This window comes from Hahella sp. NBU794 (assembly GCF_050749805.1).
Lineage (GTDB): Bacteria > Pseudomonadota > Gammaproteobacteria > Pseudomonadales > Oleiphilaceae > Hahella.
Genome location: NZ_CP192738.1, coordinates 6,916,760 through 6,934,537 on the forward strand (window position 1 = coordinate 6,916,760; position 17,778 = coordinate 6,934,537).

General features: G+C 54.6%; 10 protein-coding genes. 5 read left to right on the forward strand and 5 right to left on the reverse strand.

Annotated elements, in window-relative coordinates:
* Window positions 1-61 precede the first annotated feature (61 nt).
* Window positions 62-946, forward strand: a complete 885-nt coding sequence (locus tag ACQYWX_RS30510; RefSeq protein WP_431687430.1) for a LysR family transcriptional regulator — start codon at window positions 62-64, stop codon at window positions 944-946.
* On the opposite strand, the gene ACQYWX_RS30515 is transcribed toward ACQYWX_RS30510, so the two are convergent.
* Window positions 943-3,258: a CPBP family glutamic-type intramembrane protease gene (locus tag ACQYWX_RS30515; RefSeq protein WP_431687431.1), complete on the reverse strand. Its 2,316-nt coding sequence runs from the start codon at window positions 3,256-3,258 to the stop codon at window positions 943-945. The genes ACQYWX_RS30510 and ACQYWX_RS30515 overlap by 4 nt on opposite strands.
* Window positions 3,259-3,329: 71 nt before the next feature.
* On the reverse strand, window positions 3,330-4,445 hold the full coding sequence (locus ACQYWX_RS30520; RefSeq protein WP_431687432.1) for a cyclic nucleotide-binding domain-containing protein: 1,116 nt from the start codon (window positions 4,443-4,445) through the stop codon (window positions 3,330-3,332).
* 121 nt (window positions 4,446-4,566) lie between these two features.
* Between ACQYWX_RS30520 and ACQYWX_RS30525 the strand changes: the two genes are divergently transcribed.
* From ACQYWX_RS30525 to ACQYWX_RS30540, 4 genes are all read left to right on the forward strand, one after another.
* Window positions 4,567-5,451 carry a CPBP family intramembrane glutamic endopeptidase gene (locus ACQYWX_RS30525; protein WP_431687433.1) on the forward strand — a complete coding sequence of 295 codons (885 nt, stop codon included), beginning with the start codon at window positions 4,567-4,569 and terminating at the stop codon, window positions 5,449-5,451.
* Window positions 5,452-5,461: 10 nt separating this feature from the next.
* On the forward strand, window positions 5,462-5,875 hold the full coding sequence (locus ACQYWX_RS30530; protein WP_431687434.1) for a hypothetical protein: 414 nt from the start codon (window positions 5,462-5,464) through the stop codon (window positions 5,873-5,875).
* A gap of 413 nt (window positions 5,876-6,288) precedes the next feature.
* A complete protein-coding gene (locus ACQYWX_RS30535) occupies window positions 6,289-12,411 on the forward strand; it encodes an alpha-2-macroglobulin family protein (protein WP_431687435.1) in 6,123 nt (2,040 codons plus the stop codon).
* A gap of 9 nt (window positions 12,412-12,420) precedes the next feature.
* Window positions 12,421-14,604 (forward strand): transglycosylase domain-containing protein, encoded by a 2,184-nt coding sequence (locus ACQYWX_RS30540; protein WP_431687436.1) that lies wholly within the window; start codon window positions 12,421-12,423, stop codon window positions 14,602-14,604.
* 23 nt (window positions 14,605-14,627) lie between these two features.
* On the opposite strand, the gene ACQYWX_RS30545 is transcribed toward ACQYWX_RS30540, so the two are convergent.
* The 3 genes from ACQYWX_RS30545 to glmS form a co-directional block, all read right to left on the reverse strand.
* A complete protein-coding gene (locus tag ACQYWX_RS30545) occupies window positions 14,628-15,269 on the reverse strand; it encodes a YopT-type cysteine protease domain-containing protein (RefSeq protein ID WP_279500711.1) in 642 nt (213 codons plus the stop codon).
* 160 nt (window positions 15,270-15,429) lie between these two features.
* A complete protein-coding gene (locus ACQYWX_RS30550) occupies window positions 15,430-15,885 on the reverse strand; it encodes a hypothetical protein (RefSeq protein WP_431687437.1) in 456 nt (151 codons plus the stop codon).
* 49 nt (window positions 15,886-15,934) lie between these two features.
* On the reverse strand, window positions 15,935-17,770 hold the full coding sequence (gene glmS / locus ACQYWX_RS30555) for a glutamine--fructose-6-phosphate transaminase (isomerizing) (RefSeq protein WP_279500701.1): 1,836 nt from the start codon (window positions 17,768-17,770) through the stop codon (window positions 15,935-15,937).
* Between the last annotated feature and the right edge of the window lie 8 nt (window positions 17,771-17,778).

The window sequence follows — 17,778 nt, forward strand, 5'->3', positions numbered from 1 at the left end:
ATTTATTCCGAACCCTAACGCCAGCCACATTAATGAGCAGCGCCCTGAATAAAATGGAACTATGAAAAGCGACTGGATTGAGTCTTTTTTAGTGTTTAGTGAGTGCATGAACTTCACTCACGCAGCCGAACGCCTACACATCTCTCAGCCCGCATTGCACGTGAAAATAAAGAAGTTGTCCGAGCAGTTGCAGACGCCGCTCTATCGCAAGTCCGGCAAGGAACTGGTGCTGACGGAGGAAGGCAAAAAAGTGCAGACCTTCGCCAGAGAAATACGCGATCGCTCCAGCACCTTCTTTGAAGAGCTACGCCATGGCGGTTCAGCGCAGCCCGTTGTGCTCGCCGCTGGGGAAGGCGCTTTTCTGTATTTGCTGGGCATGGCGATTCAGGATTTCAAAAATATAAGTGAGCACCCACTACGCCTAATCACCTCAGATAAAGGGGCGACGATCAGCGCCGTGGAGGATGGTTCGGCGCATCTCGGCGTCGCTGCGTTAAGTGCAAAACCGGAGGGACTGGAGCTGACCTTGCTGACGGAAGTGGAGCAGACCTTGGCAGTCCCCAGGTCACACAGGCTGGCGAAACGAAGGCAACTCAGTCTCAAGGATCTGAACGGCGAGAAGCTGATTCTGCCGCCACCAGGCATGCCGCAACGCATGGCGGTAGAACAGGCGTTGATGAATAACGGCGTCGCCTGGACGCCTTCTGTGGAGGCGCGCGGATGGGAGCTGATGCTGCACTTCGTAAAACTGGGCGTGGGCGTCAGCATCGTCAACGGTTGCTGTAATATTCCGTCCGCCCTGACCGCCATCCCCATTCAGGACTTACCCAAAGTCTCCTACTACATCATCGAACGCAAAGGCCGGTGGAAAACCACCGGCGCGCAAGATTTAAAAAGCTGCCTGTTAAAGCACAAGGGGGACTGGCGGGAGCGGCGTGGGGGCTAGAGCGTTACCTCATGAACGATTGGTTTTCCTTCACGATAAAGCTGTAACTGATTTTCCATATTTTCGAGGACATCTTTCGCATCGGAATTGTCTTCCTTAAGCTTTTCTATAGCCGATTTCTGCAAAGATACCGCCGATTCATAACGTCCATCACTGGCATAGGCTGCGGCTAACGTATCAAGCACCGAGCTATTTCGCATTTCATTTGGAATACCTTCCGCTATGGCGATCGCCCGCTTTCCATCGCGGATGGATGAATTGCTCGACGTCGCCAGCAGCCACGCAAAATTATTTCGAATACGCTCATCCCCTCCTTCCAGAGCGCGTTCATACCACGAATAGGACTCTTGAAGATTTCTAACAACAAATTTTTCCGTGAGATATAAGTCCGCAATGTAGCCTTGCGCTTCGGCTTCACCTTGCAGCGCGGCAGGGAAACAGCTTAAAAACGCCTTTTCATGCTGCGCATTCTGCACGCCTTGTTCACATTCCAGCAGCGCCTGAGATTTGACGCCGTTATCAGCAACTACGCCGAAAACCAATGTTGTCACAGCAATAAAATTAACAGCCATATGCATCAGGATTGGCGCATAGAGACCTCCAATGTAGCGATACAAGATCGCAGCGATAAACCCTAAAACAAAGTAATACGGATAGAGGCTTTGGTTACTATGCATAGACATAAAAATCGCGGCCTGGATTATGTTGGCGAACCAAAAGCCGACATAACGCTGAGTAGCGTTGAGGATCACTCCCCGACATAGAATTTCTTCATATATTGGAACCATCACGCCGAACAGCAGCAGGCTGACGGCTAATCCATAGGCCTCATAAGTGGACTTGATATAGTCGTCGACATCTGCGATCACGATTAATTTCAGATCAGGAAGACACAGTATTGGCGTCATAAACAACAGCCCTACCGCTAACGCTAAGGGCGTCACAATTCCAAGTAAAACGTGGCGATAGCTATGGAATATTCCTCTGCGTAAAGTTCTCCCCGTCACACAAATGACGCTGACAAACATAACCAGAACAAAGATCACCATATAATTCGGACCATTGCCGCTGGGCGCTTGCATCACATTCTTTTGGCTGGTCGCTCCGGGATAGAAGTACTCATATAAAACGCTGGAAACCACCAACACCAGTCCCAGTAAAAACCACGCCAGACCCAAGCCCCACCCACTAAATATTGGCTCATTCGGTGAGTTTAGGAACTTGTTCCTGCGCATCCGCCATAGCCCTATGTAGTGCACTGGTAAGAATATGCACAACGGCGCTAGAGCCAGAGCCAAATAACGACAAAGGCTATATAAAAGTACTTGAGGGTGTTCGACGAATAGTTGTGCGGCCGCTCTAGGATACTTTGTCGCCAGGTCGAACCAATACAGCAAAAAGGGGTCTCTCGAGTAATGACCGACCGCAAAGGCGCGATAGGCTTTGACGGCATTCTCTTCATCGCCGGATTCAAGCTCATAATCGAGCCAAATAGCGCTAAGTTCGGGACTCTTACTGTGGTAGACGCTATCGAGTTTCTCTTGCATCAACTCACGTAACGCGGCACTTTCCTTGAGGTGCGCCAACAACCTGGCGTGCGATAAGGTGTGTAGATTTCCTCGCTTTTCTTCATCAAGAATAGCGAATATTTTCGCGGCTTCTTCGAGCAAGCCGGCTTTAACGAAAATTTTAATCGCCAATGTTCTTTCTTCTTCAGAAAAGCTCATCGGTATGATTTTTTCCGCAAAAAGCTTTGCATGCTCTACTTCATTGTTCTTTGCGTAATAATCAACAATCGCCTCCGCCAGCCGCACAGTGGGCTTTTTTTGAAAGGCGGACACAGCATAAACAACTGATTGAGCCTTATATTCCTTGTCATAACGAAGGGAGTACGCCAGTTGCTCATACAGCTTGGCGATATCCGTAGCATCCCAATCTTCAAGCGCAATTCTGTTTAGCTCCACAGCCTTATCCAATAGAGATTCGCCATACTCGCTTTCCAATAGATACAACTGAGTGACGGGCTCCGAAGAGTATCGGGACGATAGTTCATCCAGGCACTTGGAGTAATCTTCCTCCGCGGGCTCAATATAGAGGTCTTCAAGGTAGGTCGCGTTTTCTATGAACTGGCAAAGCGCAATCAAGTCCTCTGCGCGCTTAAACGTAGAAGTATCAAGACTGGATAAAGGCGCCACCTCTTTCTGATAAAGACGCGTTACTTCCTTTTCAAAATCTGCAAAGTCGGGAGTCGCGCCAAAGGCGGAGCCGGCGTAGAAGAACACGCCCAGCAGCAGGGAGAGAACAACTTTCATGGGATAGACTGCGTTGGTTCAAGGAACCGGCAATCTACCCCAGCGCAGTGAGGGAAACCAGCTTGTTTGTGTTACTCGTCCCTGATGACGAAAGCCTGGATTCCGTTTTGATAGAGAATATGCGCGGCGACGTCGTTGCGACGTCCGCCTTCCTGCGACAGATAATAGGTGGCGGACTTGTCCAGGCCGGCTATTTTGTCGCGAAGGTCCGCCAGAGGCACATGCAGGCACTTGGGCAAAGGGGAATGCTCAAACTCCGCGGTGGAGCGGATATCCAGCAGAGTGGATTTGGAGTCTTCCGCCGCCCGTTTGCGATATTCAGCCAGAGACACATAATTCACCAGCGGGTCATGCAGCAGGCTTTGGAAAGACTTCTTATCCAGTCGCGCCAGCACGCCGTCCTCGCTCATGATAATCGTGGCGGAGCGTACGGTGTCAGACACTAGCGCTTCTTCACCAAAATACGAGCCTTTGCTGACGCGTATGGGTTTGCTTTCATCGCCGCCGATCAGCACCCGCGCGCCGCCTTCGATCAGCAGGTAGAAATAATCGCCCTCGTCCCCCTCTTTGATAATGACCTGACCTTTATTGACTTCTATCCTTTCGAAGCGGGCGAACACTTTCTCCACATTGGCGGGAGGCAGATTAAAGAATAGAGGGAATTCCAGCAGGCTGGCCATCCAGTCAAAGTAGGCTTCGTCAAAATCTGCGCCGTCCTCTTCAACGACTTCCGCCACGTCTTCCTCTTGTTCCACTTGCAGCGGCGGCTGCTGAACCTTCTCCGCTTTGGCGGCCTTTTCCTCCTGATCCTGCCTGGCTTCCGCTTCCGTCCACGCCAGGGCGCGATCCAGGAATACGCCGTCCACCGCCAGCATGTGGCCCGGCTCCTGCGCGGTCACCGTCACGCCCTCTGGCATCTTGCCATTCAAGGGAAACAGGCAATCCGGATCAGCGCTGTCGATGGTGGTGGAGGAAAGAATATTCTTCTTTATTTTCAACGCGCCCTTGAGCAGATAGTAAGTATCGGTACGCTTGGCGGATTTATCGAAAACGACCTCTCCACCGCCAAAGGTCATGACTTTGCTGCGCTTGATCACTTGGTTCAGGTATTTCTTGGATAACTGACTTAATGGGGAGTACCTGGACATCAACTGATCGGTGATGTTCATACTGGCGTGTAGCGACATGGGGACTACTCAACTTATAGGTGAATCAGTGTTGTCTACAGAATTAAAAATAGCATCAAACTCAGGCAACCGTTAACCTGCGTTTCTCGCGCCCCGCTCTACTACGGAGATCAACTCTGACATGGTTTCGTTTACCCTGACGCCAGCGGTTATCTGGGTCTTCAGCCTCTATGCCCTGTCACTGGCCAGCTTGATGGCGACGCGCTCCAGCCGGCTTCCCGCTTATGCCTGGACGCTTCCCGCCGCTGCGTCGCTGGGAGTCGCATTTTATTTCGGTCTCGCAACCTGGATCGCATTACTGCCCTTGACGGCGTTATGGGCCGCTGGGCTGGCTATGCTGAAGCTGTCCGGCTGGAAAAAGGCGCTGGCCTGGTTGGCGACGGCAGTGCTGTCCTTGGCGTTAGCGCTGCATCTGACGCCGGGATTCACGCATCAGACGGTGATTTCCACTCTTCATCTCGGCGCCGCCACTTTGCCATTCGCTCTGAGCGCCAAACTGGATAAAGCCCTGGCGGGACTGCTGCTGGTCGCCCTTTTTCTTCCCTATCTCCCCACATTACGACAAACCGGCGCCGACCTGCGTCGCCATTGGCCTCTGCTCGCCGCTTCCCTGGTGGTTATTTTCGGGACTGGTGCGCTACTGGGGGTCGATCTGGACCCCAAGACCGGAAGTTATATCCTGGTCTTCGCATTCTTTAATCTTTGGGTGACCTGCATCGCCGAAGAGACTTTTTTCAGGCTGTTAGTGCAACGCAGTTTTGTTTCCTGCTTTGCCAATCTGAACAAAGTGGGACTATGGGGCGTGTGGGTGGCGGGAACGCTGTTTGGGCTGGCCCACTTCCATACAGGCCCGGGCGCAGCGCTACGTATGGCGCTGATTACCCTGGCGGGCTATTGCTACGCCTGGGTTTACTACAAAACGCAAAATTTCTGGCTGTCGGTGCTGCTGCACTTCCTGGTGAATATCATTCATATCAGCCTGTTCGTATACCCTGCGGACTTTTAGGAGCGACCTCATGTCTCCACGCCTGTTTTCTGTGTTATCGCCCATGTTGCTGGGGCTCGCAGCCTGCGCCGCCGACCCTGCGCTTACCCGCCCCCAAAAGAATCCGACTTTTTCCGACCTGCGCCTACAGCCGAAGATCACCGACCTCAATGGCTTGCGGTGCGGCCCCGTTAATCCCGAGGATTTACAGCACATACTGCAAACCGGCGAGTTCGTCACTCATCGCCAAATACACGACGAGTACTCTATCTCCGGCTGCTCCATAACGGGCGCCCTGAAACTCGATGGCGTTTCCACTCCCTTCAGCTTCGACTACAGCGGCATATTCTATTTTGCGGACGGACGCATACTGGCCTGCGCAGAAGCCTGCTGCGACGCGGGTTTCGAGCACTGCGGCTGGTATGATCCGGCGACCCTGGATTAGAGATAAGCATTTGGATTTGAAGCAAAAAAACAACAAATTTCCGCGCCATAATTCGCCATTTTTCTGCCATAATGCGCCCCCTTTCATTTTGAAATGCAGGTTATACTCATTATTAACATGGCAATGATATTGGCCCGTTAATAATCGGGCGCACGGATGCGCCTGCGCGGCGTCTAGCCGCGGGAGACAGACCCGGACATAGGCCGGACCTGTCGTTGCGGACAAATAGAAGGAAGCTGTTTGTCCGCCTGATTAATAGTTCATAGGGTCATTTAACGCCTGCAGCAAATATTCCCGCGCTTCATCCGTAGTACGCTTTCAATTCGTCTACGCCTCATACGACTGAAGGGCTGGGAGGCTCGGCACACACCTAACATTGTCGCTCACGCGTCTTCCGGGGGTTTTACAAGGACATGACAAGCGCAAGATCCGGTTTTCTATTTCTACTCGCTATTAGCGCCAGCGGCCTGACCTGGGCCGGGCAGCCCAGCTTCAACTGCGCCAAAGCGTCGCAGCAGGTGGAGCACATCATCTGCGACTCGGAGGCCCTGGCCGCCCAAGACGCCAAACTCGCCAAACTGTATGGCAATGTCATGAAAAGCCTGGACGGAAGCGCCAAGGACAAACTGAAGTCCGAACAAAGGGAGTGGTTAAGAAACCGCAACCGGGATTGCGACCTGAACGGCGACGCCGGCGAGTCCTGCCTGCTTGGCCGCTATCGTCAGCGCAATGCGGAATTGTCAGCGATGCTGGCCTTTGACTCTTCCAGCCAGCCTGCTGACGGCGAACTTCGCATCATGCGTATTACTCCCAGCGGCGCGGATGTCCTCGCCGCCCAGCAAGTGGTGTTTCAGTTCGACCGTCCCGTGGTTCCCATCGGTCGTATGGAACGGGACAGCAAAGATATTCCTGTCACCATCACCCCCGCGCTCAAGTGCGAATGGCGTTGGCTCAATACCAGCGCGCTGGCCTGCCAACTGCGCAATGAAGACAAAATGCAGCAGGCGACCTATTACGAAATCACCATGCGTCCCGGCATCAAAACCGTTACCGGCGCGCAGCTGAAACAGCCTGTGGAGCACAGCTTCACCACCGCTCGTCCCAAAGTCACCTACGAGCGGTTCGTCAACTGGCTGTCGCCTGGCGCGCCGATGATTCAGATAACGTTCAACCAGCCGGTCACCAAGTCGTCCGTGGAAAAAACCTTGACCATGAGCGCCGAAAGCACCGGCCTGCCGCCAGTTAACGTCATCGCCTATCCAGACAACCTTCCCCGCCAACAACCCTGGTGGATGGCGATCGCCAACGACGAAGAGCAGCCCAAGGTCAACGACCAACTGACTCAGTTAGATGGCGACGAAGCCCGCTCCGTCTGGGTCATCGAGCCGAAAAAAGAATTGCCGCTGGATCAGAACATCACTTTGCAGATCAAGCCTGGCCTGATTTCCAGCGAAGGTTCTGAGCCGGGTGCGGAAAACCGGATACTGGAACGGTTCGACACCTATCCAGACTTCCGTTTCGTCGGCATTCGCTGCACCCCCACGGGCGCGAACGAAGCAATGGACATAGAACTGGATCTCTTGCTCACCATGCGAGAAGGCTATGAGGAGTTTATCCAGTGCGCCCCACTGCGCTCAGTGGCGCTGCTGTTCACATCGCCAGTGACCAATTCCATGGTGCGGGATCAGGTGACTTTCGAGCCGCCTCTGAACGGGGGTCGTAAAGATTATGATCCTTGGGAAAATACCCAGGACTGGACTCACCTGACCTCCCCCCATCGTAACGGACGTTTTTACCAGGTCTGGTTGCCGGAACTACTGAAGGCGGATCAAAAGTACGCCATTAATTTGAATATCAGCGACCTGACCGACGAGTTCGGCCGCAAACTGAACAACAAAGTCAGCTTCAACTTTTTCACCGGTCACCGGGAGCCCAGACTGGAAGTGGCCCATGACGTGGCGGTATTGGAAAAAGGCGTGGAAAGCGACGTGCCTCTGTACGTCACCAACCTGAACAAAATCGATATCGCCTACAACTCCCTGGGCGCTAACCAATCCGGACGCAATCAGAGAAAAGTAATTCCCGTCGCCCCGGCGGAAGACATTTCCTACGCCACTCCCATGGGCGTCAGGGATCTTCTGGGCGACGCCAGCGGCGTGCTGTTCGGTTCCCTCACCCCCAGCCCGACGCCACCGGACTGGTACTACGATCCCAAGATCTTTGCGGAAGTCACGCCTTATCAGGTGCACTTCAAACTCGGCCACTTCAACTCCATGGCCTGGGTGACCTCGTTCAGCAGCGGCGAGCCCGTGGCTAACGCCAACGTCTCTCTGTGGTTCGGCTCGTACGAAAACCTGCCCGGCCTGCGTAACCTGAACATCACCGCCAAAACCGACGCCAACGGCATGGCGCCAATGCCTGGTTTGGAGGAGATTGACCCGCAACTGGAGAGCATCTACGGCGGCAGAAGCGCAGACCGGGAAGGCTTCTTCGTGAAAGTGGAGCAAGCGGGCGATATCGCCATCGTGCCTCTGAACAGCAACTTTTCCGTTTGGGATCGGGATCTGTATCCCAGCCTGCAGCGCAAGGGCGGTCACGCCCACGCCTGGGGAACCACGGCCCAGGGCGTTTACAAACTGGGCGACAAAGTGCAGTTCAAAATCTATGTGCGCGAGCAAAGCAACAAGCACTGGGTGGAGCCCTACGAGTCAAATTACTCTCTGAAAGTATTCGACCCGCAGAACAAGGTCGTCTACGAACGCAACAACATCGGCCTGAACAAGTTTGGCGCTTTCGACGGCGAGTTCACCTTGCCGGAGCAGGGCGCGGTCGGCTGGCACCAGTTCCAGCTCACCCTGAACGCGCCTTCCGGCAGTGAAGTGCAGGAAACGTCCTGGACGCCAGTGACCGTACTGGTCAGCGACTTTACGCCTTCGCCATTCAAAGTGAAGACCGAACTGAACGGGAATCTGTTCCGCCCTAACGATTCGGTGCAAGTCACCTCTCTGGCCACGCTGCACTCTGGCGGCCCCTATACGGAAGCGGAAGTACGCCTGACCGCCAAGCTGACTCCCAAAGAGTTTTCCAGCAGCAACCCGGTGGCCAAAGGCTTTACATTTGGCGGCGACAATAACGCCGGCGGCGAGAGCAACTTGCTCGATATTCGTCGTCAGCTGGACGACGCCGGTCAGTACGTGGAATCCTTTATCCTGCCGGACAGCGGCGTATTCTACGGCAACCTGATGGTGGAAGCGGCGGTGAAGGATGAGCGCGGCAAGTTTGTGGCCTCCTCTACGACAGCGGATTACGCCGGCAGAACCCGCTATGTCGGTCTGCGCAATACTCAGTGGTTGTATAAAAAAGACGAGCCTGCGCGTCTGGAGACCTTAGTGGTGGATCAAAGCGGCGCACCAGTCGCCGGCGCGCCTGTGCGCATCGCCATTAATCACCGCGAGTACAAGGCGTCACGGGTGAAAGGTCCCGGCAACGCCTATCTGACGCAGAACATCATGGAGTGGGTGGAAGAAACCCAATGCGAGCTGAAGAGCGATACAACCGCCGCCACCTGCGAATTCAAGCCGCAGAAGCCAGGGTATTATCAGTTCGTCGCCACCGTCAATGACACTGAAAACCGGGAACACAGCACCACTTTATACGGCTGGGTGACCGGCAGCGGCTCCGTAGTGTGGGATCAAAGCAACGACGCTACCTTGCAGATCGTTCCCGAGCAGACCAAGTTCAAAATCGGCGATACCGCCCGTTACCTGATCAAAAACCCCTTCCCCGGTGCCAAAGCGCTCATATCAATAGAGCGTTACGGCATTCTCGATAGCTGGGTGCAAACCCTGGATTCCAGCACGCCAGTCATCGAAGTGCCGGTGAAAGCGGACTATCTGCCTGGTTTCTACCTGTCCGTCGTCGTGGTGTCGCCACGGGTGGAGAAACCGCTGGGCCCGGGCCATGTGGATCTGGGCAAACCCAGCTATCGCATGGGCTACGTCGCCGCCAAGGTAGTAGACCCGTTGAAAGAGCTGGATATCAGCGTCGCTACCGACAAAGAGGTGTATAAACCTCGCGAGCAAGTGAAGGCGAAGATCCGCATCAACCGCAAGAAAACCGATCCCGCTGAGGGCTACGAAATTGCGGTGGCGGTTATCGACGAATCCGTTCTCGCGCTCAACCGCAGCGGCGACAACTATTACGATCCCTACGCCGGATTTAACCGTCTTGATCAGCCTGATGTATACAACTACAACCTGATCAGCCGACTGGTGGGCCGTCAAAAGTTCGAGAAAAAAGGCGCCAACCCTGGCGGCGGCGGCGCGGCTTCTGCGCAACTGCGTAACGAATTCAAGTTCGTGAGTTACTGGAATCCGGCCATCGAACCCGATGACAACGGCGAAGCGGAAATCGAGTTCAAAGTGCCCGATAACCTCACCGGCTGGCGTATCTTCGCCTTTGCGGTGACAAAGGAGGATCGCATGGGACTGGGCGACGTCACCTTCAAAGTGAATCGTCCGACGGAGATCCGCCCGGTCATGCCTAATCAGGTCATCGAAGGCGACCGCTTCAAAGCCGGCTTCAACGTGATGAACCGGACCGACAAAGAACGCACCATCAAGATGGATGTTCGCGTCAAAGGTCCTCTGGCGGAAGGCGCTGAACACTCATTCACCCGCGAGCTGAAAATCGGCCCGTACAAACGGGAAAATATCTGGCTGCCGATCGACACCAAAGGCGGTGGTGAACTGATTTTCACCGCTAAAGGCGGCGACCAGGTGGATACAGACGCGCTGGAGCACAAAACCATCGTGAATAAGCGGCGTTCACTGGAAACGGCGGCCACCTATGGCACCACCACGGAGGCCAGCGTCAGTGAAAACGTCCAGGTTCCGGAAGGCATATTTGAAGACGTCGGCTACATCGGCGCGGTCTTGTCGCCTTCCGTCATCGGCAATTTGGATGGCGCATTCGCCTATATCAGAGACTACCCCTATATGTGTTGGGAACAGCGCCTGACCAAGGCCGCGATGGCGCGTTCCTATCTGGAGCTGAAGGAATATCTGGCCGAGGATACGCAATGGCCGGAGGCGCAGAAAGATATCGACAGCGCCATGAACGCCGCCGCCAACTTCCAGGCGCCGAATGGCGGCATGGCTTACTGGGTGGCGTCCAATGCTTACGTCAGTCCTTACTTGTCCGCTTACACCGCCATGGCGTTCAACTGGATGCGCGCCAGTGGGCACGAAGTACCCGTCGGCGTGGAGCAACGACTGCATGAGTATCTGCTGACCTTGCTGCGTCAGGACAGCTTCCCCACCTTCTACAGCAAAGGCATGTCCTCGTCTGTGCGGGCAGTGGCCCTGGCGGCGTTGGCGGAAGCCGGCAAGATCGATCAGAGCGACGTCAGCCGCTACGAGCGCCACCTGCCGGAAATGGACCTGTTCGGCAAAGCCCACTTCCTGCAAGCGGCGGTGCGCACTGAGCATGTTCCGCAAAGTGTCGTGAGCAAATCCATGGACGATATTTTGAGTCACGCCAGTCAAAGCGGCGGCAAGTTCCAGTTCAATGAGCCCTGGGACGACAGCTACAGCTATATTCTGGCGACGCCGCTGCGCTCCAATTGTGCAGTCCTGAGCAGCCTGCTGGGAGCGCAAACGGAAGCGGGTATGGGATCAACCATAGGCGACATCCCCTTCAAACTGGTCAGAAGCATCACGCAGAGCCGCGGCTCCAGAGATCACTGGGAAAACACCCAGGAGAACGTGTTCTGTCTGAACGCGCTGGTCAATTACGCGTCGATTTATGAGAAGGAAGACCCGGCCATGAAAGTCTCCGTCAACTTTGACGGCAAGGACCTGGGATCTGCATCCTTTAACAAGAAATCAGACCCCATGAAGACTGTCAGTCGTCCTCTAACCGCTGCCGATCCGGGCAAAGCCGCCACCCTCACGATTGAAAAAGAAGGGGAAGGCAGGCTGTACTACTCCGCCCGTATCGCTTACGACCTGAGGGAAGACAACGCCGCGCGCATCAACTCCGGCATTGAAATTCGTCGGGAATATTCCGTTGAGCGCAACGGCAAGTTTGAGCTGCTGAAGAGCCCCATGCAGATCCGCCGCGGCGAGTTGGTGAAAGTGGATCTGTTCGTATCCATTCCTACCGCCCGCCATTTCGTGGTGGTGAATGACCCTATCCCCGGAGGTCTGGAGCCGGTGAACGCCGATCTGGCCACCGCGTCACAAGTGGATGCGGATAAAGGCGAGTTCAAGGCCGCGGATGGCTCCTGGTTCTACACTTTCTCGGACTGGTCCTACTACGGACGTTATTTCTGGAGCTTCTATCATAAAGAGCTACGCCATGACTCAGCCCGCTTCTACGCAGACTATCTGCCGGCGGGTAATTACTTCCTCTCCTACACGGCCCAGGCCATCGCGGAAGGCGAATTCAGCGTCATGCCCGTGCACGCCGAGGAGATGTACGACCCTGACGTTTACGGCAAAGGGTTGCCAGCCACGTTGAATGTGGGGGAGTAGTTGGCGCTTATGTTGAAAAAACTGATGCGCGCCAGGAAAAAGCTGGCGGCCGGCGTCGCAGTGACAGTCACCCTGTCCTGCGCCGCCCTGGCCGGGGCCACTTACTTCGCCATCACGCCGTTGCCGGACGATCTCTCCACAGTGATCGCCAGCGCCAGTAAGAACACCTATCTGGACCGGCGCGGCAAGCGCTTGAACATCACCTACGAGAACGAGTGGAATATCTACGATGTCAACGATTTCCATAATATTCCCGAATTTCTGCGGCGGGCGTTTGTCCTGTCGGAGGACAAGCGTTTCTTCTCTCATGGCGGCGTGGATTGGCTGGCGCGACTCAACGCTGCGCGCCAGAACGTCATGTCCGGCGGCGTGGTGCGCGGCGCCAGCACCATCAGCGAACAGGTCGTGCGGATGCTGCATCCGCGGCCACGCACCCCCTGGGCGCGCTGGATCGAGGGGTTTGAAGCCGCCAATCTGGAGGCGCAATTCTCCAAGGTCGAAATCCTTGAGTTTTACCTGAACCAGGTTCCCTACTCCGCCCGCCGCCGCGGCGTCATACAGGCAGCGCAGTATTACTTCGGCCGCGATCTCTCAACGCTGAATTACAAGGAAATGCTGGCGCTGGCGGTATTGGTGCGGTCGCCGCGCTGGCTGGACCCGCAACGTCAGCTCCGCAACCTGAACCGGGCCATCGACAACCTGTTGGACCGGCTTGAGCTTGATGACGATGAACGCGCCGCCATTGCTGCCCAATCTTTGGAATTGCAGAAGTCGGACATCCACTATGATTTGTCTCACTTCATTCGCTTCGCAGAAAATCGACTGAACGCGCAGAATCTGGAAAACGGCGCCGTCTACACCACTATCGATACGGAACTGCAGACCAAGATCCAGCAAACCCTGGACAACCGTCTGGATAATCTCGCTTCTTACCGTGTTCAGAACGGGGCCGTCCTGGTGATTGATCATGAGAGCAACGAGATATTGTCCTGGGTGGTGGGTTATGCCGGTCGCGACGACAAGCCCTTCAATCGTATCGATGCGATTACTACGCCTCGCCAACCCGGCTCAACCCTAAAGCCTCTGCTGTACGCCAGCGCAATCCGTAAAGGCTGGACCGCCGCCACCATGCTGGACGATTCGCCGTTGCAGGAGAGCGTCGGGCTGGGCATGCACACCTATCACAACTACAGCCGAGGTTATTACGGCCGTATTTCACTGCGGGAAGCCCTGGGCAACTCTCTCAATATCCCCGCCGTCCTAGCCATCCAGTACGTAGGACCGGGCGAGTTTCTGAACTTCCTGCACGATCTGGGCGTAGACAGCCTGTCCGGCCACCCCAACGTCTATGGCGATGGCCTGGCGCTGGGCAACGGCGAGATGACACTTTTCGAATTGGTGCAGGCGTATTCCGTTCTGGCCCGCATGGGTGACTTCAGGCCTCTGTCCTTCACAGAGGGCGGCCGGGGTTACCAGGGGCATCGCGTGCTGTCCGAGGATATCTCCAGCCTGGTGGCTGATATCATGTCCGACCCGGCGGCGAGAGAGAAAGAGTTTGGCTGGGATTCCGTGTTGAACTTCCCTCATCAAACCGCCGTAAAAACCGGCACCTCCAGCGATTATCGGGATGCCTGGTCGGTGGGCTTCAACGACAAGTACACCGTAGGCGTATGGATGGGCAATCTGGATTACGCGGAGATGAACAAAGTCACCGGCTCCATGGGGCCAGCGTATGTACTGCGCTCCGTATTCAATGAGTTGAATAAAAACCGGGAAGTGAAGCCGCTTTATCTCAGCAGCAATCTGCAGAAGCTATCTGTCTGCATCACTACAGGAGAACTGGCCGACAACGGCTGTGAGTCCCGGGACGAGTGGTTTCTACCTGGAACCACACCGGGAGACATCAATAAAGATACCGGTGAAGTGAGGATTCGCAAACCCAGCAAGGGCCTGTTGATGGCGATGGACCCTCGAATTCCGGATGAATCCGAGTATTTCGAATTCGCCCTGACCGAAGCCGACAACATCGCAAGCGTGAAGTGGTTCATCAATGGCCAGCTGATCGCCACCACCGACAAGCCCACCTACAACTGGAAGCTGTCCAAGGGCGATTTTTCCACCAGAGCGGAAATCGCCTTTACGGACGGAGCCCAACCTGTCATCACGGAAGAAATTCAATATCGGGTAAATTAAGCGGCGAAATCACGCCGCTTCTTTCAACCCACGTGGTGAAACTGAACTTCTCTGAACTTAATATCCGTAGCGACGCCAGAGGCGGACACATAGGTGTGATACTGAGCCGTCAACTGCTTGAAGAAGTCGAGACGCTTGCCTGTCGTGCAACGATACTCGCCTGAGTTGGGATCGAAGAACTTCATGCCGTCAGCATCCACGTAGAGCCCGCAAACGTGGTTGGTGGAAATACCCTTGCCGCTCAAAACCATCATGACAATGTGATGACCAGGGTTATTGCTCAGATGCTGAAGCGCCGAGCCGTAGGTATCGTAGTTCTTTTCAATAACGACCCCACCATGACGCATTCCCAAGGAAGTCGGCGCTACAGCAGCAATACGGTCGGCGTACGAGTGATGCTTGGTGTTATTGAAGTAACTAGCGAAGTAATCCGTATTTTTCCAGGCGATATCCGTGTTCAGATAGGCAATACGATTAGCGGGAGTTTCACCGCGCTGCCGTTGATGGCGCTGTATCCAAGCGAACGATAAGCCAGTGCAACCGCCAATTTGAATATTCTTCATCTGCTGCAAAAGCGGGCGCGTCATAATTTGACGACGCTGTTTGAATTTAGCAACACGAAACTCTTTAAGTGCGGAAATGGTCTTCCAGGAAGTAAAGGACATTAGGACTCTCTCATCAGATAAACAAAAAGCCGGAACGTCCATTTCCGATGAAAGTTAAAACTAACGGGCGATCTACCCGACGAAACAGGTAAGCGCCGACCTGATCAAAGCGCCGTCAGCTTTATGTGTAAAGTTTTGTAAAATGGCGGAGAAACTGCGGCTAAATGCAGTCAATTGAGTGGAAATTCAAGGTATTACAGTACTTTTCCCTGTTGAAGCGGATTGTCTCCACGTCTTCTCCGTTAGCAGGGTTGGGCTTTATGGTTTGAATGATCAGCTCATTGTGTAGAACCTCATTCCCTGATGTTCTGAGCACTTCGATGATCCGGTTTTCACCGGAATTCCAGAACGTTTCCTTTATCTCCAGAAGTTCTGTTTCGTCTTTGTCCACCAATTGCAAAAGCGTATGTTCAACCTCTTCGCCGGGAAAATCTAAATATTCCGCTGCGTGCATATTGTGGGGAACAGAGTCTATTTCAGGCGCCTCTCCCTCTTCTAAATCAAAGTACTCATATGGAGAGAAACGCTTGCTGCGCCATTGATCTTCCGACCTCAACTTATACTTCAGCAGAATATCCATTTTACCCGCCACACCAAAGAAAAAGGCCGTCAGCAAATGCTACGGCCTTTGTTCGACAAGCCCTTTTGTGGGCTTCCTTACAGGATTACTCCACCGTGACGCTCTTCGCCAGATTTCGCGGCTGGTCTACGTCGGTGCCTTTAAGTACGGCGACGTGGTAGGACAGCAACTGCAATGGCACGGTGTAGACGATAGGCGCCAGGATGTCGTGTACGGCGGGGATGGGGATGACGTGTACGCCGGGCTCTTCTTCCAGGGCCACATCCGCATCCGCAAAGACATACAACTCACCGCCACGGGCGCGAACTTCCTGCAGGTTGGATTTCAATTTCTCCAGCAACTCGTTGTTCGGTGCGACGGTGATAACCGGCATATCCTTGTCCACAAGCGCCAGAGGGCCGTGCTTCAACTCTCCCGCAGGGTAGGCTTCGGCATGAATGTAGGAGATCTCCTTCAGCTTCAAAGCCCCTTCCATCGCAACGGGGTACATAGAGCCGCGGCCCAGGAACAACGAGTGGTGTTTCTCTGCGAAAGCTTCTGAGGTCTTGTTGATAACGTCATCCAGATCCAGCACTTTCTGAATCAGATCTGGCAGGGCTTTAAGGCCTTCCACCAATTCCGCTTCTTTCTCTTTGGTCAGACCATGACGTCTTCCCAGCGCGATCGTAAGAATCAACAGAGCGACCAACTGCGTGGTGAACGCCTTGGTTGAAGCGACGCCAATTTCAGGGCCAGCCTGGGTCATTACGGTCAGATCGGATTCGCGCACCAGGGAGCTGCCAGGCACGTTACAAATCGCCAGCGCAGATTTGAAGCCAGCCTTTTTAGCCTGACGCAACGCAGCCAGCGTGTCAGCAGTTTCACCAGACTGGGAGATGGTGACAAACAGCATGTCCGACTGCACGACATGTTTGCGGTAGCGATACTCACTGGCGACTTCCACTTGGCAGGGAATGCCGACAAGCTCTTCGATCCAGTATCTGGCGACAAGGCCTGAGTGATAGCTGGTGCCGCATGCAACGATCTGTACAGAGCCTACGCCGTCGAAGACATTAGCGGCGTCTGCGCCCAATACCTGCTCAAGAATGTGGTCTCCGCTGATGCGGCCTTCCAGAGTCGCCTTAATGACCTTAGGCTGCTCGTAGATTTCCTTCATCATGTAGTGGCGGTATTCGCCTTTTTCCACACTGTCGAGTCCACCGTGTTCAAAGCGAACAACCGGGCGCTCTACTTTGGCGCCGGAGCCGTCCCAAACGGTGATCTTTTCCAGAGTCACTTCGGTGATATCGCCTTCTTCGAGATAGATAAAGCGGTCTGTCACCTGCAACAACGCCAAGGCGTCGGAAGCCAGGAAGTTCTCGCCGATACCCACGCCAACCACCAAAGGACTGCCTTCGCGAGCAGCCAGGATACGGTTAGGCTCTGAAGAGTGCACTACCGCCAACGCATAAGCGCCGTGCAGCTGCGCAATGGTCTTCCTGAACGCCTGCATCATATCGCCAGTTTCCTGATACATGCTGTCGATCAAGTGGGCGACGACTTCCGTATCCGTCTCGGAGGTGAACTCGTAGCCTTTGTCACGGAGATCCTGACGCAGAGCTTCATAGTTCTCAATAATGCCGTTATGCACGATAGCGAGATTTTCGCCTGACATGTGTGGGTGAGCGTTGGTGACGCTAGGCTTACCGTGGGTCGCCCAACGGGTATGAGCAATACCCGTGCGCCCAGGCAGAGGATATTTGGTGATAGCTTCTTCCAGCGCGGCGACTTTGCCCACTTCACGCTGACGCTGAATTTTATTCGCCGCTTCAACAACGGCCATGCCTGCGGAATCATATCCGCGGTATTCAAGACGTTTCAGGCCTTCTAGCAGGATGGCGGAGACATCCCGCTGGGCTATCGCCCCAACTATGCCACACATATGTTTTC